19 protein-coding genes and 1 pseudogene are annotated in these 19,679 nt (G+C 72.1%); 6 read left to right on the top strand and 14 right to left on the bottom strand.

All coding sequences use genetic code 11. The features are described 5' to 3' along the window. Together ACFXBC_RS30045 and ACFXBC_RS30040 are read right to left on the bottom strand one after the other, a co-directional pair. A pseudogene (locus ACFXBC_RS30045) lies at positions 1-837 on the bottom strand (DUF5931 domain-containing protein); the annotation flags it as partial. 89 nt (positions 838-926) lie between these two features. Further along, a complete protein-coding gene (locus ACFXBC_RS30040; RefSeq protein ID WP_385031403.1) occupies positions 927-1,682 on the bottom strand; it encodes a lysophospholipid acyltransferase family protein in 756 nt (251 codons plus the stop codon). Between the two features lie 173 nt (positions 1,683-1,855). On the opposite strand from ACFXBC_RS30040, the gene ACFXBC_RS30035 reads away from it, so the two are divergent. Together ACFXBC_RS30035 and ACFXBC_RS30030 are read left to right on the top strand one after the other, a co-directional pair. After that, on the top strand, positions 1,856-2,635 hold the full coding sequence (locus tag ACFXBC_RS30035) for an alpha/beta hydrolase (RefSeq protein WP_385031400.1): 780 nt from the start codon (positions 1,856-1,858) through the stop codon (positions 2,633-2,635). Then, a complete protein-coding gene (locus ACFXBC_RS30030) occupies positions 2,628-3,224 on the top strand; it encodes a hypothetical protein (RefSeq protein WP_385031397.1) in 597 nt (198 codons plus the stop codon). Before ACFXBC_RS30035 ends, ACFXBC_RS30030 begins: the two co-directional genes overlap by 8 nt. Before the next feature lie 52 nt (positions 3,225-3,276). Here the strand turns inward: ACFXBC_RS30030 and ACFXBC_RS30025 are convergent, their stop codons facing one another. The 6 genes from ACFXBC_RS30025 to ACFXBC_RS30000 form a co-directional block, all read right to left on the bottom strand. After that, on the bottom strand, positions 3,277-4,032 hold the full coding sequence (locus tag ACFXBC_RS30025; RefSeq protein WP_385031394.1) for an endonuclease/exonuclease/phosphatase family protein: 756 nt from the start codon (positions 4,030-4,032) through the stop codon (positions 3,277-3,279). Between the two features lie 82 nt (positions 4,033-4,114). After that, positions 4,115-5,056, bottom strand: a complete 942-nt coding sequence (locus ACFXBC_RS30020; RefSeq protein ID WP_385031391.1) for an ROK family glucokinase — start codon at positions 5,054-5,056, stop codon at positions 4,115-4,117. Positions 5,057-5,125: 69 nt separating this feature from the next. Beyond that, positions 5,126-5,590: a DUF5304 domain-containing protein gene (locus ACFXBC_RS30015; protein WP_385031388.1), complete on the bottom strand. Its 465-nt coding sequence runs from the start codon at positions 5,588-5,590 to the stop codon at positions 5,126-5,128. 133 nt (positions 5,591-5,723) lie between these two features. After that, entirely contained in the window at positions 5,724-6,881 is a 1,158-nt protein-coding gene (locus ACFXBC_RS30010; protein ID WP_385031385.1) for an ArsA family ATPase, read from the bottom strand. Between the two features lie 6 nt (positions 6,882-6,887). Then, positions 6,888-7,343, bottom strand: coding sequence for an SRPBCC family protein (locus ACFXBC_RS30005; RefSeq protein WP_266857848.1), 456 nt, complete (start codon positions 7,341-7,343; stop codon positions 6,888-6,890). A 78-nt stretch (positions 7,344-7,421) separates the two neighbouring features. Then, complete coding sequence (locus tag ACFXBC_RS30000) at positions 7,422-8,183, bottom strand: metallophosphoesterase (RefSeq protein WP_385031381.1); 762 nt, start codon at positions 8,181-8,183, stop codon at positions 7,422-7,424. Between the two features lie 229 nt (positions 8,184-8,412). Here ACFXBC_RS30000 and ACFXBC_RS29995 point away from each other — a divergent pair, with 229 nt between their 5' ends. After that, a complete protein-coding gene (locus ACFXBC_RS29995) occupies positions 8,413-10,209 on the top strand; it encodes an AMP-dependent synthetase/ligase (protein ID WP_385031378.1) in 1,797 nt (598 codons plus the stop codon). 80 nt (positions 10,210-10,289) lie between these two features. On the opposite strand, the gene ACFXBC_RS29990 is transcribed toward ACFXBC_RS29995, so the two are convergent. Beyond that, positions 10,290-11,432, bottom strand: a complete 1,143-nt coding sequence (locus tag ACFXBC_RS29990; RefSeq protein WP_385031375.1) for a glycosyltransferase family 4 protein — start codon at positions 11,430-11,432, stop codon at positions 10,290-10,292. Positions 11,433-11,532: 100 nt separating this feature from the next. On the opposite strand from ACFXBC_RS29990, the gene ACFXBC_RS29985 reads away from it, so the two are divergent. After that, positions 11,533-12,810 carry a glycosyltransferase 87 family protein gene (locus ACFXBC_RS29985; protein ID WP_385031424.1) on the top strand — a complete coding sequence of 426 codons (1,278 nt, stop codon included), beginning with the start codon at positions 11,533-11,535 and terminating at the stop codon, positions 12,808-12,810. Here the strand turns inward: ACFXBC_RS29985 and ACFXBC_RS29980 are convergent. From ACFXBC_RS29980 to ACFXBC_RS29960, 5 genes are all read right to left on the bottom strand, one after another. Beyond that, positions 12,791-14,023 carry a hypothetical protein gene (locus ACFXBC_RS29980; RefSeq protein WP_385031372.1) on the bottom strand — a complete coding sequence of 411 codons (1,233 nt, stop codon included), beginning with the start codon at positions 14,021-14,023 and terminating at the stop codon, positions 12,791-12,793. The genes ACFXBC_RS29985 and ACFXBC_RS29980 overlap by 20 nt on opposite strands. 53 nt (positions 14,024-14,076) lie before the next feature. Continuing rightward, on the bottom strand, positions 14,077-15,102 hold the full coding sequence (locus ACFXBC_RS29975; protein WP_385031370.1) for an NlpC/P60 family protein: 1,026 nt from the start codon (positions 15,100-15,102) through the stop codon (positions 14,077-14,079). A 247-nt stretch (positions 15,103-15,349) separates the two neighbouring features. After that, a complete protein-coding gene (locus tag ACFXBC_RS29970) occupies positions 15,350-16,375 on the bottom strand; it encodes an NlpC/P60 family protein (RefSeq protein WP_385031367.1) in 1,026 nt (341 codons plus the stop codon). Between the two features lie 270 nt (positions 16,376-16,645). Beyond that, a complete protein-coding gene (locus ACFXBC_RS29965; RefSeq protein WP_385031364.1) occupies positions 16,646-18,010 on the bottom strand; it encodes an NYN domain-containing protein in 1,365 nt (454 codons plus the stop codon). A 34-nt stretch (positions 18,011-18,044) separates the two neighbouring features. Further along, positions 18,045-18,287: a hypothetical protein gene (locus tag ACFXBC_RS29960; protein ID WP_164264249.1), complete on the bottom strand. Its 243-nt coding sequence runs from the start codon at positions 18,285-18,287 to the stop codon at positions 18,045-18,047. Between the two features lie 170 nt (positions 18,288-18,457). On the opposite strand from ACFXBC_RS29960, the gene ACFXBC_RS29955 reads away from it, so the two are divergent. Then, the gene (locus ACFXBC_RS29955; RefSeq protein ID WP_385031361.1) at positions 18,458-19,207 is read left to right on the top strand and encodes a rhomboid family intramembrane serine protease; all 750 of its coding nucleotides are present in this window, start codon (positions 18,458-18,460) and stop codon (positions 19,205-19,207) included. Beyond that, complete coding sequence (locus ACFXBC_RS29950) at positions 19,204-19,485, top strand: Lrp/AsnC family transcriptional regulator (protein ID WP_385031358.1); 282 nt, start codon at positions 19,204-19,206, stop codon at positions 19,483-19,485. The genes ACFXBC_RS29955 and ACFXBC_RS29950 overlap by 4 nt, the downstream gene beginning before the upstream one ends. Positions 19,486-19,679 lie beyond the last annotated feature (194 nt).

Here is a 19,679-nt window from a genome sequence, read left to right as displayed (position 1 = left end):
GGGGGCCCCGGTCCGCCGCCCGTCCGGATCCCCCGCGCCCCGGGCGGGATCGTCCGCCCCGGCCGCGGCGGGCTGCCTGCCCGCGGGGTCCCTGGCGGGCGGCACGAGACCGCTGGAGACCAGGGTGCGCAGCGCCACCTCCTGCTCCCCCGCCATCCTGCCGAGTTCGGCCGACTCCCCGCCCAGCTCGGCGCCGCGCCGCTGCACCATGGCCAGGACCTGGAGCACGCTGTCGTGGATGTCACGGGCAAGCCGCTCCCGCTCACGGGTGGCCGCCTCGATCTCCAGCGCACGGGCGAGGGTGCGCTCGGACGCACGGGCCACCTCGACGATGTAGCCGATGGCGATGGAGGCGATCCAGACCAGGACCACGTTGTGGACGGTGTCCCCGCTGGGCTCACCGCGTTCGGTGACATTGGCGACGGCCACCAGCGACGAGGCGAAGGCCGCCCAGCGCCAGCCGCCCTTGATGGCGAAGGCCAGCACGGAGCCCGCGGTCCAGATGGACGGCATCGTCGTGGCGCCCCCGACGACCCGGGCGTGCGAGTCGGCCACGGGTGTCAGCAGGATGCCGGCGAGCGCCACGGTGAGATCGGCGCCGAGGAAGCGCTTGGTGCAGCGGGCCGCACTGGCCACCCTGGGGAGGGTGGCGAGGGTCCAGACGGTCAGCACCGCGAAGTAGCCGACGGCCACCCACTGGCGGTGGAACTCCCGGTACGCGAAGGCGAACAGCAGGATCGCGTAGACCATCGTCAGTACGCGGTACGCGGTCAGCGCCCGCCACAGCGGCAGCTCGACGGACATCCGCACGACGCGCTCGCGCCGGTCCTTCGCCATCACACCCCCTGGTGACCGGGGGCCGCGCCCCCGTGGTGGACGGGTGCGGCCGGGGTCTGTCCGGCCGATCTCCGTGGGCCGGACAGACCCTAGCCGCCGGCCCCGTCCGTTCCCTCGCTCTTCCCCGCGGCCCCGGCCGCGTCGGCCTTCCGGGCCTTCTCCTCCTCCGCGATCCGGCGCTTGGCGGCGGTCGCGTAGATATCGACGTACTCCTGGCCGGAGAGCTTCATGATCTCGTACATGACCTCGTCGGTCACCGAGCGCAGGATGAACCGGTCGTTCTCCATGCCGTGGTAGCGGCTGAAGTCGAGCGGCTTCCCGATCCTGATACCCGGCCGCATCAGCTTGGGCACCACCTGTCCCGGCGGCTGGATCTTCTCCGTGTCGATCATCGCGACCGGGATGACGGGCGCACCGGACGCCAGCGCCACCCGGGCGAGACCGCCGGGCTTGCCCCGGTAGAGCCTGCCGTCCGGTGACCGGGTGCCCTCCGGGTAGATCCCGAAGAGCTCGCCCCTGGCCAGCACCTCCACACCGCTCCTGACCGCGGCCTCGCCCGCGCCCCGGCTGCCCGACCGGTCGACCGGCAGCTGGCCGACGCCCTTGAAGAAGGCGGCGGTGAGCTTTCCCTTCACGCCGGGCGACGTGAAGTACTCGGCCTTGGCGATGAAGGTGACCTTGCGGTCCATGACGGCGGGCAGGAAGAAGGAGTCCGAGAAGGACAGATGGTTGCTCGCGAGGATGGCGGGCCCCTCGGCGGGGATGTTCTCCAGTCCTTCCACCCAGGGCCTGAAGGCGACCTTCAGCGAACCCCCGATGGCGAACTTCATTGCGCCGTAGATCAACTGGGATGCCTTCCTGTGACGGTCGCACCGACCCTATCCCGCGCCGGGCGTACGCTCCCGGCCATCCGTCCGCGCTCCCCGGGTGACGGCCCTGGTCGGTGTCGGTCCGGTCGCGTACGGTGAAGTACACCTCTTGGACCTGACGAATCAGACCTGACGAACAGGAGACCCCGGTGCCGGTGCTTCCCGGAGCCGATCCCTACCGCCACGAAGGCGGGGAGACCGGCGTCCTCCTCTGTCATGGATTCACCGGATCGCCGCAGTCGCTGCGCCCCTGGGCGGAGTATCTGGCCGGGCGGGGCCTGACCGTCTCGCTGCCGCTGCTCCCCGGGCACGGCACCCGCTGGCAGGACATGCAGATCACCGGCTGGCAGGACTGGTACGCGGAGGTGGACCGGGAGCTGCGCGCCCTGCTCGACCGGTGCGAGCGGGTCTTCGTCTTCGGCCTCTCGATGGGCGGTGCGCTGGCCCTGCGGCTGGCCGCCAAGCACGGCCACGCGGTGAGCGGTCTCGTCCTGGTCAATCCGCTGAACAAGGTGCACGGCCTGATGCCGTACGCGCTTCCGGTCGCCCGGCATCTGGTGCGTACGACGAAGGGGATCGCCAGCGACATCGCCCTGGACGGCTCCACCGAGGTGGGGTACGACCGGGTGCCGCTGCACTGCGCCCACTCGCTGCGGCGTCTCTGCCGGCTGGTGGACCGTGAACTGCCGCAGGTCACCCAGCCGTTGCTGCTGCTGCACAGCTCCGAGGACCATGTGGTGCGGCCCGCCGACTCGGCCCGCATCCTCAGCCGGGTCTCGTCGACGGATGTCGAGGAGGTCCTGCTGGAACAGAGCTACCACGTGGCGACGTTGGACCATGATGCGGAGCGGATTTTCGAGAAGAGCCTTGCGTTCGTCGGCCGCCTCGCTCCGAGCGTCGGGATGAAGGGGAGCACCACCGGTGGCTGAGAACGAGGCGGAGCGCGAACCGCAGCCCATCGACGAGGAAGCGGTGTGGGCGGCGATCGTCGCGGGGTACGGCGAGGAGCCCGCGGACCCCGTGGGCACCAAGCCCTTCAAGTCGGTCGAGGACCTCGCCCTGCTGGAGGAGGGGGTCAACGCCGACACGGCCGGGGAGCCCGGGGCCGGGGAACCGGAGGCCGCAAAGCCGGACGCGGATGCGGAGCCTCCTGCCCCGGCGAGCGGATCCGGCCGGCCGCTGGGCAGTTCGGTCGTGTTCGCCCCCGGCATCGGCGGGCCCCGCGACCACAGCCTGCCGGAGCCGTCCGACGACGACCTCGACGCTTCCGACGAGGGCCACTTCATCCAGCCCGACCCGGAGCTTCCCGAGGCGGAGGTCACGGCCAAGTTCGCCTGGCTGGCCGTGGTGGGCGGACCGGTGCTGCTGATCCTCGCCGTGGTGCTGGGCTGGGACATGACATGGTGGCTCACCACGCTCGGTATCGGCGGGTTCCTCGGCGGCTTCGCTGTCCTGGTGGTCCGGATGGGCCCGGGGGACGACGACGAGGACGATCCCGGGCGGGGCGCCGTGGTCTAGGGGCGGCCAGGTCGGCCCTTGACCGGCCGGCTCACGTCCGGCCAGGGGCTTCTCAGGCCCCGGCCGCCCGACCGGTCCGTACCCGGAGCGCCGCGAGCACCGGGAGGTGGTCGGAGGCCGCCCGGAGATCCGCCCGGGGGATGTCCTGCGGCACCCCGCACCCCAGCACCTCGACCCCGGGCGTCGCGAACACCGCGTCGATCCGCCGGTCCGGGTCCGTCGCCGGGTAGGTGTGCTCACCGCCCCAGGGCTTCACCGCACGGCAGTCCTGGAGCCCGGCCGCCAGCCGCCGGAAACTCCGGCCGTCCGGGCGGTCGTTGAGGTCCCCCGCGACGACCGCGTGCTCCACACCCATCGAGCCGAGCCGGTCGAGCACCAGCCCCGCCTGGGTGTGGCGCTCTGCGGGGTGCAGGCTCAGATGGCAGCTGAGCACGCCGAGCCGCGCGCCCCCGATACGGACCACGGCGGTCGCGAGACCGCGCTGGTGCAGCCCCGGAGTACGCGGCAGGAGTACATCGTCGGCGCGCTCGACAGTGGCGCGCAGCGAGCAGAGCAGCAGGGGTCCGGCCGCGGTGGCACCGCCCCCGAGTGTCACCAGGTCGGTGGCGGACGCGAGCCGGGCCGCGGCCTTGCGCCAGCGGAAGAAGCGCGGGGCCTCCTGGATGAGGACGAGATCGGGGTCGCAGGCACGGATCACCCGGACCAGCGCCGCGCGGTCGTCGCGCATCGAGCGGATGTTGTAACTGAGCACCCGGACAACGGCCGAGCCGCTCTCCGTACGGGATTCGGGCAGCGTAGTGATCGCCATGGGCGACACCCTACGACGGCTGCCGGTGAGCGGTGCCTGCCGCACCCCTGGGGGACGGCAGGCACGGGTCGCGCGGGGCGGATCAGCCCTGGCGGGCCAGGTCCGCGGCGCCCACCAGCCCTGCCTCGCCGCCCAGTTGGGCCGCGAGCACCTGGGCGTGCGGCCGCCAGGCACCGCCGATCAGCCAGCGCCGGAACGACTTGCGGATCGGGTCGAGGACCAGCTCGCCCTCGTCCGACACACCACCGCCGACGATGAACGCCGACGGGTCGAAGAGCGAGGCCAGGTCGGCCAGGCCCGCCCCGGCCCAGCGGGCCAGCTCACGGAACGAGTCGATGGCCACCGGGTCGCCCTGACGGGCGGCCTCGCTGATGTGCTTGCCCTGGATTCCGGCCGGGGTGCCGTCACCGAGACCGAGCAGCACCTGCGCGTTCTCCGGGGTGGCGTTGGCGCGCTGGTTCGCGTACCGGACGAGGGCGCGTCCCGACGCGTACTGCTCCCAGCAGCCCTGGCTGCCGCAGCCGCACAGCAGACCGTCCGGCACGACCCGGATGTGGCCGAACTCGGCGGCCACACCGAACCGTCCGCGCCGCAGCTTGTTGCCGATGATGATGCCGCCGCCGAGGCCGGTGCCGAGCGTGATGCAGATGACGTCCTCGTGCCCCTGCCCCGCACCGAACTTGTACTCGCCCCAGGCGGCCGCGTTGGCGTCGTTCTCCACGACCACGGGCAGGCCGACGCGCTGCTCGACCTTGTCCTTGAGCGGCTCGTGCCGCCAGTTGATGTTCGGCGCGAAGAGGACGGTCGCCCGCTTGTCGTCCACGTAACCGGCCGCGCCGATGCCGACCGCCTCGATCTCGTGCCCCTTGCCGGCCTCGGAGACTGCCGCGCAGATCGCGTCGACGATGCCTTCGGCGGTCGGCGGGGTGGGCACCTTGTGCACATCGAGAATGGTGCCCTCTTCGTCGACCACTCCGGCCGCGATCTTCGTGCCGCCGATGTCGACGCCGATGGTGAGTCCCATGTGTCCCTCAGTTTTCGGTCGAGCCCCGCTGAGGGGCAACCGTACCCGAGGGGGGCCGGGCCGGGGTGATCAGTCCAGGTCGATGCGTTCCGCCGGGCCGGTGCCGTCGTCGCCGTCGCCCTTGCCGCCGGCCCCCTTGTCCGCGTCCCGTCCTGCGGCCGTCTCCCGGCCCGCGGTCCAGCGCTGCTCCTGCTTCTCGACCGCCGAGCGGTAGGCGGCGAGGAGTTCTCCACCGGCGGCCGCCAGGTGGTCGAAGACATCGGGGTTGCGCTCGACGACCGGCTCGACCACGGACTTCGCCTGGCTGAGGAACTGCTGGACAGCGCCCTGGGCCGCCATTCCCGGCAGCGACGACTGGAGTTCGGTGACCTTGTCGGCGACCGCGTCGAAGAGCTTCCGGAATTCCTCGGCTGCCGATCCCTCGGCGCTCCCGTACTGGGCGCGACGGCGGGCCTTCTCAGCGGCGAGGTCCTCCGCGCAGGCCCTCTCCCAGGCGTCCGAATCGGTGGCCGGCTGCTCGGGGGCTTCGCTCATGACGGACTCCTGCGACGGGGTGACGGGGTACTTCGGGCCGTACTTACGACGTTACCCGAACGGCCCGACTGCGTTCAGCGGCCCGGCCACCGGCTCCTCCGCCACCGGCCCGGACACGGCACCGGCTGCTCCGTCACCGGTCCGGCCGCTGCTCCCGGGGCCACAGCGCCGGGTCCGGTACGAATCTGATGCCCAGGACCCCGTCCGTGAGCCCCGCGCCCTCCACCGTGCAGCGGCGCAGCACCGAAGGCAGGGTGACGGTCCTGCGGAACGGCCCTGCGGTGAGCAGCAGTTCGTCGCCGCGCCTGATCAGGCCGAGCTCCGCCTTGACCGCGCCGGGCAGCGGCAGCTGCCAGACCAGGACACCGTCGTCGGCGAGCCGGTCCTCGATGTGCCACTGCGGGGCCGCGGTGCGGGGAGTGGCCGGGAGCTCCAGCGGGAACAGCTCACCGGCGGTGCGGGGTGCCCGGCCCAGATGGGGAAGTTCCGCCACATCGATGCCGCCGAAACAGGCGGACAGCTCCTTGAGGTGCTCCTGCTGCTCGGCCGCGAGCGCGGCGAGCCAGGGCTCCCCGGAGCCGCCGGGCACCAGCCGGTTCGCGACGACCAGGTCCAGGGCGTGGCGGTGCAGCGCGATCCCGGTACGGGCGGTGCGCAGCGCCCGGGTCGCGGCGGGCCCCGGCTCCGCCACCAGCCGTACGACCGTTCCCGGGTCGTCGATCCTGGCCTGCACCGCGGCCAGTTCGCGCTCCCAGCGGGCGGTCGTCTCGTAGAGCCACTGGGCGGGCATCGGGACCCCGGCGAGCTGCGCCAGCATCGGGCGCAGCGCGCGGGCGGCCTGCCGCTCGGGCGGCAGCAGCCGGCGCAGATAGCGGCGGAGCTGCTCGGGGAGGGCGAGGACGGCCAGGGCCTCCTGCACGGGCGGCAGATCGACGACGGCCAGGTCCCAGGCGTCGCTGTCGGCGGTGCGCAGCGCGTGCAGCAGGGCGAACTGCGCGGCGCCCGGCAGCTCGGTGAGTTCCTCCTCGTCGAGCCTGGACGCGCCGAGCAGTTCCAGGGCCGCGGTGCCGCGTTCCTGGAGGGTCAGCAGTTCGCTGCGGAAGTGGGCGCCCGAGTCGATCCGCTCGGCCCGCACGCCCGCGTCGCGGGCGAGGGAGAGGCTCTCGCCCGGGTCCGGGTCGGCGGAGAGCAGCAGGACCCGTTCGCCTTCGCGGGCGGCCGCCAGTGCGGTGGCCGCGGCGACGGTGGTGCGGCCCGCGCCGCCGAGGCCGGTGACGAGGACCGTACGCATCGGGTGTCAGCCCTCGGACTGTGCTGCGGCGCCGGACTCGACCCGCTTCTTCAGACCGGCCAGGGCACGGTCGATGATGACCTTCTCGGCCTTGCGCTTGATCATCCCCAGCATCGGGATCTTGACGTCGACGGTCAGCCGGTAGGTGACCTCGGTGGCGTCGCCGGCCGGGGCGAGGAGGTAGGTGCCGTCGAGAGCGCGGAGCATCTGCGACTTGACCAGGGTCCAGCTGACCTCGTCGGCGCCCGTCCAGGTGTACGCGAGGGTGTGATCGTCCTTGATCGCGCCGGCGTCGAGCACCAGCCTGACCTGCTCGGCGCGGCCCTCGGCGTCGGTGGAGAGCACCTCGGCCTCCTTCACCTCGCCGGTCCACTCCGGGTAGCGGGCGAAGTCGGCGATCACGCCCATGACGTCGGCCGGTGCGGCCTCGATCGTGATGCTTGAGCTGGTGTGTTCAGCCATCGCCGTGGCTCCTCCAGTGCGGAATCCGGTGTGCATGCGCTGGTGAAGGCTATCGCGTGCGCACCGGGCCGCCGACCGCTACCACTCCATGACCCAGGGCCGCGAGGTCGAGGCGAAGTGGCCGACGTTCACGCACTCGGTCCGCCCGACGCGGACCCGGCGGGAAAGGGGCTGGTGCACATGGCCGAAGAGGGCGTACTTGGGGCGGATCCGCAGGATGGCCGCGAGCAGCGCACGGCTGCCCCGCTCGAAGCGCCGGGCCACCGTGTCGTAGACCAGCTCGGGGACCTCGGGCGGGATGTGCGTACAGAGCACGTCGACATCCCCGAGTGCCTCGATCTTGGCCGCGTACTCCTCGTCGCTGACCTCGTAGGGCGTACGCATCGGGGTTCTGAGGCCGCCGCCCACGAAGCCGAAGACACGGCCGCCGATCTCGACGCGCTCGCCGTCCAGCACGGTGGTGCCGGGGCGTGCGTACTCGTGCCAGAGGGGCGGGACGTCGACATTGCCGTAGGTCGCGTACGTCGGGGTGGGGAAGGCCGCGAACATGTCGGCGTACTGGCTGCGTACCGCCGTCTCGATCGCGCTGTCCCGGTCCACCCCGCTCCAGAGCGCGCGGCCGAGGTCGCGCGCCTCGTCGAAGCGGCGGGCGGTGCGCAGCTCCACGATGCGGTCGGCGTTCTCGACACCGAAGAGGTCGGGGAAGATGCCGCGTGAGTGGTCGGCGTAGTCCAGGAAGAGGACGAGGTCGCCGAGGCAGATCAGCGCGTCGGCACCGTCACCCGCCCTCGCGAGACCGCTGGTGTTGCCATGGACGTCACTGACCACATGCACGCGCATGGTGATCAGCCTAGGACTCCTGGACCCGGCCTGAACAGAGGGGGCCGGACCTGCGAATACCGCCGCCCGCCGACAGGCGTGGACTACTCTGCGCGAAGCACGGTGGTGTCGTGTGACGCATGGAACATCTGTCCGGAACCCCCTATCGGGAACCGCTTACCCATGGGTAACGTCCGGGCGGTCAGGTCCAGTCGTGGCGACAGTGATGTCGACCAGAGGAGCAGCAGTCTTGCGTGAGTTCAGCCTTCCGGCCCTGTACGAGGTCCCATCGGACGGCAATCTGACGGATCTGGTCCGCCGCAACGCCGCTCAGCACCCCGATGTCGCGGTCATGGGCCGCAAGGTGGCCGGTGTCTGGACCGATGTCACGGCCGCCCGGTTCCTCACCGAGGTGCACGACGCCGCCAAGGGCCTGATCGCCGCGGGTGTGCGGCCCGGGGACCGGGTCGCCCTGATGTCGCGGACCCGGTACGAGTGGGTCCAGCTGGACTTCGCGATCTGGAGCGCGGGCGCGATCACCGTGCCGGTGTACGAGACCAGCTCGGCCGAGCAGGTGCAGTGGATACTCGGCGACTCCGGGGCGGTCGCGGTGCTCGTGGAGAGCGACGCGCACGCCGCGACCGTCGAGGCCGTACGGCATGCGCTGCCGTCACTCCGGCACGTCTGGCAGATCGACAGGGGCGCCGTCGACGAGCTCCGGGCGAGCGGTGCCGAGGTCACGGACGAGACCGTGACCGAGCGCAGCTCCCGGGCGCGGGCCAACGATCCGGCCACCATCGTCTACACCTCGGGGACCACCGGCCGCCCGAAGGGCTGTGTGCTGACCCACCGCAGCTTCTTCGCCGAGTGCGGCAACATCGTTGAACGGCTGAAACCGCTCTTCCGTACCGGCGAGTGCTCGGTGCTGCTCTTCCTGCCCGCGGCGCATGTCTTCGGCCGGCTGGTCGAGGTCTCCTCCGTGATGGCGCCGATCAAGATCGGCTGCGTACCGGACATCAAGCACCTCACGGATGAACTGGCCTCCTTCCGGCCGACGTTGATCCTCGGCGTCCCCCGCGTCTTCGAGAAGGTCTACAACTCGGCGCGCGCGAAGGCGCAGGCCGACGGCAAGGGAAAGATCTTCGACAGGGCGGCCGGCACCGCCATCGCCTACAGCCGCGCGCTGGGCACCCCGCAGGGCCCGTCCGCCGGGCTGCGGATCAAGCACAAGCTCTTCGACCGGCTGGTCTTCAGCAAGCTGCGCGCGGTACTCGGCGGGCGCGGCGAGTACGCGATCTCCGGCGGCGCACCGCTGGGCGAGCGGCTCGGCCACTTCTACCGGGGCATCGGCTTCACCGTCCTTGAGGGGTACGGCCTCACCGAGTCCTGTGCGGCGACCGCCTTCAACCCGTGGGACCGGCAGAAGATCGGTACGGTCGGCCAGCCGCTGCCCGGTTCGGTGGTACGGATCGCGGACGACGGCGAGGTGCTGCTGCACGGCGAGCACCTGTTCAACGGCTACTGGAACAACGAGACGGCGACGGCCGACGCACTGGCCGACGGCTGGTTCCACACCGGTGACATCGGCACGCTCGACGAGGACGGCTACCTCGCGATCACCGGCCGCAAGAAGGAGATCATCGTCACCGCGGGCGGCAAGAACGTCGCCCCCGCCGTGATCGAGGACCGCATCCGGTCGCACGCCCTGGTCGCCGAGTGCATGGTGGTCGGCGACGGACGGCCGTTCATCGGTGCGCTGGTGACCCTGGACGAGGAGTTCCTGGCGCGGTGGGCCGAGGAGAGCGGCAAACCGGCGGGGTCCACGCCGCTGTCGCTGTGCGAGGACCCGGACCTGCTGGCCGAGATCCAGCGGGCGGTGAACGACGGCAACGCGGCGGTCTCCAAGGCCGAATCCGTACGCAAGTTCCGGGTGCTGCCCGCGCAGTTCACCGAGGAGGCGGGGCACATCACGCCGTCGCTGAAGCTCAAGCGCGCCGTGGTGGCGAAGGATTTCGCCGACGAGATCGAAGCGATCTACCGGGGCTGAGGAGGGCCTACGGGGCCAGGCCGCAACGCCGCCCGGGCCCGCGCCCCGTCCTGCCCCGCCTGCCTCGTCAGAGCAGTTCCCTAGAGCAGTTCCCTGAGTTTTTCGGCCAGCAGGTCCCAGCGCCACTTCTCCTCGACCCAGGCCCGGCCGCGCCGGCCCATCCGCCGCCGCAGCCCCGGGTCCTGGAGCAGGGTGACGATCCGGTCCGCCGCGTCCCCGGCCGTACCGCCCCGCACCACCCAGCCGGTCTCCCCGTCGAGCACCGCGTCGGGCGCGCCGCCCGAGTCGCCGGCCACCACCGGCAGCCCGGTCGCCGACGCCTCCAGATAGACGATGCCGAGCCCCTCGACGTCGAGCCCGCCCCTGCGGGTCCTGCACGGCATGGCGAAGACGTCGCCCGCCCCGTAGTGCGCGGGCAGTCCGGCCCAGGGCACCGGGCCCGTGAAGCGCACCGAGTCCGCGACACCGGTCCGTTCCGCCAGCTTCTCCAGGTCCCGGGCGTACGGTCCGCCGCCCACGATGAGCAGGACCGCGTCCGGCACCTCCCGCAGGATCCGGGGCATCGCCCGGATCAGTGTGTCCTGCCCCTTGCGCGGTACGAGCCGCGAGACACAGACGACCACCGGCCGGTCCGTCAGCCCGAGCCGCGCGCGGACCGCCGCTCCGCCCGAACCCGGATGAAACGTCTTCTCGTCCACGCCCGGCGGCAGTTGCACCATACGGCCCGCGGCGGCCGGGGTGAGCGCGGCGGCGATCCGGGAGCGGGTGTACTCGCCGAGGTAGGTGAGGGTGTCCGTGCCCTCGCCGATCCGCCGCAGCAGCTGCCGCGGCCCCGGCAGCTGTGCCCAGCCCGCCTCGTGGCCGTGCGTGGTGGCGACGAGGCGTTCCGCGCCTGCCGCACGCAGCGAGGGAGCCATCAGCCCGAGCGGGGCGGCCGCTCCGAACCACACCGACGTACAGCCGTGTTCGCGCAGCAGTCCGCTCGCCCGCGCCGTGACCCGCGGGGTCGGCAGCAGCATCGTGGTCCGGTCGCGTACGACCGTGAACGGCTGCTCCGCGTCGAAGGCCGCGGTGGCCGCGGCCCCCTCGGCGCCGCGCTTCCAGGTGGAGGCGTAGACGACGACCCGTTCGGGATCCAGGCGCAGGGCCATGTTGTGCAGGAACGCCTGGATGCCACCGGGGCGCGGCGGGAAGTCATTGGTCACGATCAGCGTCTTGTGCATCGCCGCAGACAGTACCCAACGGCCTCGCCTCACCGCTCCGCGAGGGGCCGCACGATAACATCCGCCGGTGTCGGAACAGACCGCGGCCCCGGCCGTCACCATGGATCACACTGTTGTGCGGAGCTTACGGGGCGCGGCACTCCCCGTCGCGGTCTGGGCCGCGACCAGAGCGCTGCTGCTGCTCTCTGTGTTCAAGGTGCTGGTCACACCGGGAACCCATGTCACCGATGACGTGTCCGTGACCTACCACGGCTGGTACGAGGTGCTGCGGAGCGGCACGTTCCCGCTCTCCGACGTGACCTGGCAGTACCCGCCCGGTGCGGCCCTCGCGATCCTCTCCCCCGCCGCCCTGCCGTTCCTCGGCTATGCCTCGGCCTTCTTCGTACTGACCTTCCTCGCCGACGCGGTGGTGCTCGGCCTGCTGCTGTACACGGCGCGCCGGCCGGGCAAGCGCCGGGCCGGTGTCTGGGTGTGGGTGGTGGGCCTGCCGCTGCTCGGTCCGACCGCGTACGCCAGGTACGACCTGATGGTGACCGCGGTCGCGGTGGCCGCGCTGCTGGCCGGGTCCCGCAGGCCGCGCACCATGGGGGCGCTGGCCGCGCTCGGCGCCCTGCTCAAGGTCTGGCCCGCGCTGCTGCTCGCGGGCGCGGCGCGCGGCCCGGCCACGCGCCGGTCCTGGACGGCTTTCGCCGCGACGGCCGCGGCCCTGCTGCTCATCGCCGGTACGGCGGTGCCCGGCGCCTTCTCCTTCCTCACCTTCCAGCGTGAGCGGGGTACGGAGCTCGAATCGCTGGGCGGTCTGTTCTTCCAGGTGGCACGGCAGTTCGGCTGGCAGGGGCAGGTGATGATGAACTACGGCTCGCTGGAGTTCATCGGTCCGTACGTCCACGTGGTGAGCGCCGTCGCCCTGGGGCTGAGCGTCCTGGCCTTCGGCTGGCTGCTGCTGTGGCGGCTGCGGGCCAGGGAGTACCCGCCGGCCACGACGGGCGACGCGGCGTTCACCGCGGTGCTGCTCTTCACCACGACGAGCCGGGTGATCAGCCCCCAGTACATGGTGTGGCTGGTCGGCCTCGGCGCCGTCTGCCTTTTGTTCCGTACCAGCGTGATGGCGGTCCCCGTCGTGCTGGTGGTGGTCGCCACCGGCGTGACGTCGCTGGAGTTCCCGCTCTGGTTCGGCCATGTGATCGCCGGGGACGCGGCCGGAGTCGCGCTGATCTTCGTACGGAACGGTCTGCTGGTCGCGGCCTCGGTGATCGCGGCCCGTGCGCTGTGGCGGCGTACGGTCCCGCCGCGCGGGCAGCGGGCGGTGGACGGGGCCGTCGCCCGGCCCGGGGACACCGACGCGGGCCGGGAGCCGCTCAGCCCAGCTGCGCCCTGAGGTACTCGCGCCACCGCGCGGTGAAGGCGTCCGGGTCCGTACCGAGCACCTCGTTCATGGCCTGCTCGACCGCGCCGTCGCGCTGCCCGTGCGCCCCGACCGCCCGGTAGAAGTCCGTCAGCTTCTGCTCGCCCCAGTGCTCCGCGATCAGCCGGCAGGCCAGCCAGCCGCCCTCGTAGGCACGCGCGAGCCGGTCGGCGCTGTCGCTGAAACCGAAGTCCGCGTCGGTGGGCAGGGTCGCGGGCAGCGACCCCGAGCGCACCGCCCGCTGGAGCTCCGGCGCCGCCTCCTGGGGGCTGCTGCCGGTGCCCCGGTAGGCGACCCAGTCGGCGAAACCCTCGGAGAGCCAGAGCGGGGTGGCGGCGGAGGTCGCGGTACGGGTGGCGACATGGGTGGTCTCATGGGTGATGACCACCTGGCGGCCCAGCCCGCCCAGTTGGGCGTACGCCTCGGGGTTGACGATGACACGGTCGGCCGGCGCGGCCCCGGCGCCGCCCGCCTCGCCGGTGGTGACCGCCGCGATGCCCCGGTAGGTGGCGGCGGGCGAGCCCAGCAGCGCGCCCATCGCGTCCAGCGACGACGGCACGAGCACCACCACCCGCCCCGCCCACTTCCGGTGCCACGCCCGGTCCACGGCCGGCACCGCCTGGTCCGCGACGGCGGCCACCCGGCGGAGCGCCCCGGCGTCCCCGCCGACGCCGAGCACCAGGCTGTGTCTGCCGCGTGCGGTGCGCACCCGGCCCTGCTGCCAGAGCTGCTGTCCGGTGCCGGGGGCGGGCCTGTCCTCGTCCAGGTACCAGCGGCCGTCCCGGCGCACCAGACCGAGCGTGCGCCGGTCCGCCACCGGGGCGCTGTCGTAACCGGTGATCCGGTACCGCAGCTCGACCTGCGCGGTGGCGTGGACGCCCGTCAGCCGCACGTCGTCGAGCCGGTACTGCCAGGAACTCAGCGGTACCGCGGCGAGGTTGCGGAACTCCGCGCGCTGCGCCGTCCGCAGCCCCTTCGCCCGCGGGTCGACGACGGAGAGATATCCGCTCTCGTGGTGGCCGGTGACGGCAGCGGCCCGGCGGTCCAGCGTGCTGCGGATGCCGCGCTCCGCCGCGTCCTGCCCGGCGGGCTCCGAAGGCGTGGCGCACCCGGGAAGCAGCAGGCAGAGAGCGAGCGCGCACCCCGCGGCCCGCTTCCGTACCGCCCCGCTCCCCCGCGCCGTCACGCCGCCGATCGTACGTGCCGGGGCAGGCGGGGCCGGACGGCGCCCCGCACCGGTCAGACCCGGGTCACCGACGAGACGGGCATCATGCCGACCGGGTCGTAGCGGACCCTGGCCCCCGGGTAAGGAGCGTGCAGGACCTGGCCGTTGCCCATGTACATCGCGACATGGCTGGCGTCGCTGCGGTACACCACGAGGTCCCCCGGCCTGGCCTGGGAGAGCGGGATCTGCCGGCCCGCGAACCGCTGCTCCTGCGAGGTGCGCGGCAGGGAGACGCCGGCGTGTGCGTACGCCCACTGCATCAGCCCCGAACAGTCGAAGCTGGAGGGCCCGTTGGCGCCCCACGCGTAGGGCCTGCCGAGCGCGCTGCGGGCCGCGGCCACGGCGGCCCCCGTCCGGCCGGACACCGGCAGCGCGCCGAGCGCGGGCAGGGCGCCCCGGTCCGAGCGCGAGACCTGGTCGTACGAGGCGCGCTGCTTGGTGGGCAGGGTGTCGAGCAGCCGGCGGGCTCGGGCGAGCTTGCCCTCGACGGTGCGCTTGTGGCGGGCGACCTCGGTGCGGCTGTGCCGGAGTTCGGCGAGCCGGCGGGTCGCGTCGGCGCGCCGCTGCGTCAGCTCGCGCTGGGCCTGCTGGATGCGGTGCAGCTCGCCCGCCTGGACCTCGCCGAGCTGGGCCAGCGCGGCGGCCTTGTCGAGGTACGAGTCGGGGTCGGATGAGAGCAGCAGGGCGAGCGAGGGGTCGATGGCCCCCGCGCGGTACTGCGCGCCGGCCAGCGCGCCCAGCGCGCCGCGCATCCGGTTGAGCCGCTCCTGGCCACGGGCCACCCCGTCCTGCGCGTCGGCGACCTGGCGGCGCAGCCGCTCGGTCTGCTCGTCGGCCTTGTCGTACTGCTGGGTGGCCCGCTCGGCCTGGGCGTAGAGCCCGTCGACCCTGCTTTTGGTGGCCGCCGCCGACTCGTGCGGTTCGGCGCCGGCCGGTGCGGCCCCGAGTCCTGCCGCTCCTGTCGCCAGCGCGGCGGACAGCACAGTGATCCGGGCGCCCTGGGCGAGGCCGGACTGGGTGACACGGCGATGGGACACCACAGGAGCCGCACTCCTTCCGCTGCGTGCGGTCCCTGCCGCCCCGATGGGCGGACCGATCTCCGGGAACCGCACGCCGGACAGTAGCCGTGTGACCACGCTGTGACCAAAGACCCCGCCGTGCACACAGAGTGACGCCCCGCCGGAGATCACAAGGTCACCGACGGGGCGGGGAGTCAGCTCACGGCACCGTAATTCGCCCGAATGGGCGGTGTGGACGGCGCCGTACGGAACGGGCGCCGAGGCCGGATCAGATGCGGACGCCGAACTGGAACGGCATGTTGCCCATCGCCTCGTACCGGACGACCGCGCCGGTGTGCGGTGCGTGCAGCACCTGGCCGTTGCCCGCGTAGATGCCGATGTGGTGCATGTCGCCGTAGAAGAGCACCAGGTCGCCGGGCTTGAGGGCGCTCTGCGAGTAGATCCGCTGTCCGGCGTTGGCCTGGGCCTGCGAGGTGCGCGGGATCGTGACGCCGGCCTGCGCGTACGCCCAGGACGTCAGCCCGGAGCAGTCGAACGAGGCGGGGCCGGTGGCGCCGTACACATACGGCTTGCCGAGCTGCGTCTTCGCCGCGTTGAGGGCGGCGGCGCCACGGGCGGAGGCCGGTACGGCGTCGCCGAGGTCCGCACGGTCGCTGGCCCGGTTGGCGCGCGAGTTCTCATCGGCTATCGAGGCGCGCTCGGCAGCGGTCAGGCTGGAGAGCAGCTTGCGCGCGGAGGCCAGCTTGTCCTGGACCTCCTGCTTCTTCTTGCCGAGTTCGGTACGCGTCGACGCCAGGTCCTTGAGCTTGTCCTGCGCCTCGGCACGCTGCTGGGCGAGGGTGCGCTGCTTGGCCTGGATCTTCTTGACCGCGTCGGCCTGCTGGCCGCTCAGCTGGTCCTGCGCGGTGGCCTTGTCGAGGAAGGTGTCCGGGTCGGACGAGAGGAAGAGCTGGACCGAGGGGTCGATGCCACCCGAGCGGTACTGGGCGCTCGCCATGGAACCGAGCTGGCCCCGCAGCTTGTTGAGGTCCTCCTGGCCGCGGGCGACGCTGTCCTGCAGGTCGTCGACCTGCTTCTTCAGCTTGTCCTGCTGGTCCTTGGCGCCGTCGTACTTCTGGCTGACCGCGTCCACGTCCTCGTAGAGCTTGTCGACCTTCGCCTTGACCTCACTCTTGGACGGCTTCGGGTCTGCGTGTGCGGCCTGAGCGGTCAGGGCCACGGCTGCTGCAGCGGTCGCGGTGAGCACGGTCACCCGAGTACGGCTCGGCTGCTTGGGTCGACGGTGGGACGCCACGGAGGCGAGCTCCTTCATCCTCAGAGCCGCCGAACACGTAGCAAAACCGTGAAGGCATCGGCGGTTCCTTCGCTGACACCCCGGATGAGTGATCAACCGCGCGAAGGTTCGAGGCCCGACCCTAGTGACCTTCTTGTGATCAGTTCAAATCCTGTTGCCAAAAATCTCGGTCACTGTATGCATATTTTACAGACACCGCACAGGCAGTAACGGTCACTTGACGCTGTGGTGAAAAACGTGCGTCACGAACTCGGGCATTGTGCACAGCAGTTACACGGCACGCGAAAGCCTCTTCAGCAACAAGACGGACGCGACAGGTCTCGCGCCCGCTCTCGCCACACCGTCGGCGACCTCGCGGTCGGCCGACACGACCACCACGGGACGCCCGGACGGCTCCGCCCTGACCAGTTGGCGGATCACCTCGTCCGCCGTCACCCCGGGCTTGCTGAACAGCACCCGTACGCCACGCGGCGGCGCCAGCAGCACCGGCGCCGCCAGCTCGGCCCCGTCGAAGACACAGGTCATCTCGGCGCCGGTCTGCGCGGCGAGCATCGAGAGACCGCCGAGCAGCCGCAGCCGCTGCTTCTCCAGGGGCAGTTGCGGATAGCCGGTCTTGGTGACGTTGTAGCCGTCCACCACCAGATGGGCCTGCGGCAGTGAGAGCAGCTGGTCGAGGAGGGCCGGGTCGGTGTCGGAGAGCGCCCTGGCCGCGACGTCCTTGGGCGAGAGCCTGCCGGGCTCGACCGCGTCCACGGAGTCGGCGGGGCGCGAGGTCACCGGCGGCAGGGCCAGTTCGCGCCGCAGCCCCTGGGCGGCGTCGAGCACCGTGTCGAGGAGCAGCCGCAGCCGCATGTCCTCGACCGAGCGCCCCTCGCGCACGGCGCGGCGGCCGGCCTCGACCGCCGCCTCGGCCTCACCGAGCCGCGCCTTCAGCCGGCGCGACTCGCTCTCGGCTGCGGCGACCCGGGCCGCCGAGTCGGACCTGACCGCTTCGATCTCGGAGCCGGAGCGGCGCAGCGCGGCCTCGCCGCGCTTCACATCGCTCTGCGCGCTGCGCAGCTTGCGCTGAAGCGATTCAGCATCCTTGCGGGCCGCCTCCAACTCCGTACGCAGCCGCTCGTTCTCGCTCCTGGTCTGCGCCCGTGCCTCGGCCAGCTCCGCGCGCATCCGCTCCAGCTCGTGCCGGCCCGCCTCGTCGGCGCGCTCGGCGACCACCCGCTGGGCCTCCTCGCCCGCGGCGGCCACCAGCTTCACCCAGCCGGCCGGACGCAGTACGTAGGCCGCCGCCGCCACATCCACCGGGTCGGCGGCGGCGGGCGGCGAGCCCGCTTCGAGCGCCCCGGTCAGTTCGGGCTGGGACTCCTTCAGCCGGTCTCCGATGCGCCCGCGGAACACCGCGTCGCCCTCCAGGGCCGCGGCCATCGCGTTACCCGCGAACTTGGCCCGTCTGCTGGGAGTGAAACGGGCGTACTGCCGCAGCTGCGCCGGGAGTTCGGGCACGGTCAGCCCACCGAAGGCGTCGGAGACGAGCGCGACGACACGTCTCCGTACCGCTTCGGGCAGCGGACGGTCGAGCGCCTCCGCGGCGTCGCCGGCCGCGTCGGCCGGCTCCGTACCGCCTTCAGCGTCCACCATCCGTCACCCCACTGTCGCTCTTCAGGGGGCTCCCTCAGGAGCCGCCGCCCGGCCTGTCCACCAGCTCGATCTGGTCCACCGCGTTGCACCAGCGGCAGCGCACCGACTCGATGGTCTCACTGACCACCTCGCGCTCCTCCACCTTGGGCTCACCGGCCAGGTCGAGATGTATGTACTCGACAACCTTCGACGAGCGCGTCACGTCGAACCGGGTGAGATTGCCGCAGAGCGTGCAGCGCCACCGGGTGTCGGCGGTCGGCATGGGAACCGTCGTCATACGTGCGTCCTCTTCGTTCGTACTGCCTCGGTCGCGGTGCGCCATCGAACTGCGGATGTACTCCCCGCAACCCTACGGCCTACGGCATACCCCGGGGGCGGACCTGCCGACCGCGGAGAGCCCGGCGAGGCGATCTGCCCGTTTGCGTCCGGTTGGGCCATGCTCGGTGGATGTTCACGTGGCGGAATGCACCCGGCCGGAAGGCGCCCGGACGGCGCGGGGGCCCGCTGGGCGGTCCGGTCGTGACATACGGCCTGATCGGCCTCTGCTGCCTGGTCTTCCTGATGAGCCCGGTCTCGGGGATCGACCCGGCGTACGGGACCGGCGACAACCTGCTCGCCGCCCAGAGCGCCTATTTCGAACACTGGGGCGTCGTCCCCACCGAACTGATGAGCGGCGCCCCGGGCGCGCTGCTCACCCCGCTCACCGCGCTCTTCATCCATGCGAACTGGCTGCATCTGCTGGGGAACATGCTGTTCCTCTATGTCTTCGGCGCGATGGCCGAGGAGCGCATGGGCCGTCTGCACTTCGCCGTCTTCTACGTGGTGAGCGGCTATGCGGCCCTGGGGGCGTACGCCCTCACCCACAGCGGCTCCGACCAGACCCTGGTGGGCGCGTCCGGGGCGATCTCGGCGGTGCTCGGCGCCTTCCTGAGCCTCTTCCCCCGGGCCCGGGTGACGAGCATCTTCCCGTTCCTGCTGTTCCTGCCGCTGCGTTTCCCCGCCTGGATCGTGCTGGTCTTCTGGTTCGTCCTGCAGTGGCTGGCGGCAGGCCAGCAGACCGGCACCGGCCCCGGAGTCGCGTACACCGCCCATCTGGTGGGGTTCACGCTCGGCTTCGGCTACGCGGCGGTGCGGTACTGGCGTACGACTAGAGTGAAACTCCCAGCGACGGCCACCGAGGGAGAAAGCAAGCCGTGATCACCGCGATCGTGCTCATCAAGACCAGCGTGGACCGGATCCCCGAGATCGCCGAGTCGCTCGCCTCGCTGGAGAACATCAGCGAGGTCTACTCCGTCACCGGGACGTACGACCTGATCGCCCTGGTCCGGGTGGCCCGCCACGACGACCTCGCGGACATCATCCCCGGCCGGATCAGCAAGATCCCCGGCGTAGAGGCCACGGACACGCATGTGGCGTTCCGTACCTACTCGCAGCACGACCTGGAAGCGGCCTTCGCCATCGGCCTGGACGCATAGGGCCGGTCCGGACCAACCGCCCCGGGGGGGGGGGGCCGCCGGGGCCCCCCCCCCCCCGGGACACCCCCCCCCACCTCACACCACCACACCCCCCGCGCGACCCCCCGCCCCCCACCCCCCCCCCCCTCGGCCGGAAGTCGCCGCTTGGCGCGGGCAGCCAGTTGGCCGCCTCCGCCGGGTCGGTGGGGCGGTCC

Origin of the sequence: Streptomyces sp. NPDC059398, from assembly GCF_042751845.1 — a bacterium.
Taxonomy (GTDB): Bacteria; Actinomycetota; Actinomycetes; order Streptomycetales; family Streptomycetaceae; genus Streptomyces.
This window is presented reverse-complemented; position numbering and strand designations above follow the sequence as displayed.

Bases quoted from the DNA above. Each gene is read 5' to 3' on its own strand.
- ACFXBC_RS30025 (WP_385031394.1), bottom strand. From the start codon at position 4,032: ATGGCGATCACTACGCTGCCCGAATCCCGTACGGAGAGCGGCTCGGCC.
- ACFXBC_RS29985 (WP_385031424.1), top strand. From the start codon at position 11,533: ATGGATCACACTGTTGTGCGGAGCTTACGGGGCGCGGCACTCCCCGTC.
- ACFXBC_RS30015 (WP_385031388.1), bottom strand. From the start codon at position 5,590: ATGAGCGAAGCCCCCGAGCAGCCGGCCACCGATTCGGACGCCTGGGAG.
- ACFXBC_RS29960 (WP_164264249.1), bottom strand. From the start codon at position 18,287: ATGACGACGGTTCCCATGCCGACCGCCGACACCCGGTGGCGCTGCACG.
- ACFXBC_RS30020 (WP_385031391.1), bottom strand. From the start codon at position 5,056: ATGGGACTCACCATCGGCGTCGACATCGGCGGCACGAAGATCGCGGCC.
- ACFXBC_RS30000 (WP_385031381.1), bottom strand. From the start codon at position 8,183: ATGCGCGTGCATGTGGTCAGTGACGTCCATGGCAACACCAGCGGTCTC.
- ACFXBC_RS29965 (WP_385031364.1), bottom strand. From the start codon at position 18,010: ATGGTGGACGCTGAAGGCGGTACGGAGCCGGCCGACGCGGCCGGCGAC.
- ACFXBC_RS29990 (WP_385031375.1), bottom strand. From the start codon at position 11,432: ATGCACAAGACGCTGATCGTGACCAATGACTTCCCGCCGCGCCCCGGT.
- ACFXBC_RS30005 (WP_266857848.1), bottom strand. From the start codon at position 7,343: ATGGCTGAACACACCAGCTCAAGCATCACGATCGAGGCCGCACCGGCC.
- ACFXBC_RS29955 (WP_385031361.1), top strand. From the start codon at position 18,458: ATGTTCACGTGGCGGAATGCACCCGGCCGGAAGGCGCCCGGACGGCGC.
- ACFXBC_RS30010 (WP_385031385.1), bottom strand. From the start codon at position 6,881: ATGCGTACGGTCCTCGTCACCGGCCTCGGCGGCGCGGGCCGCACCACC.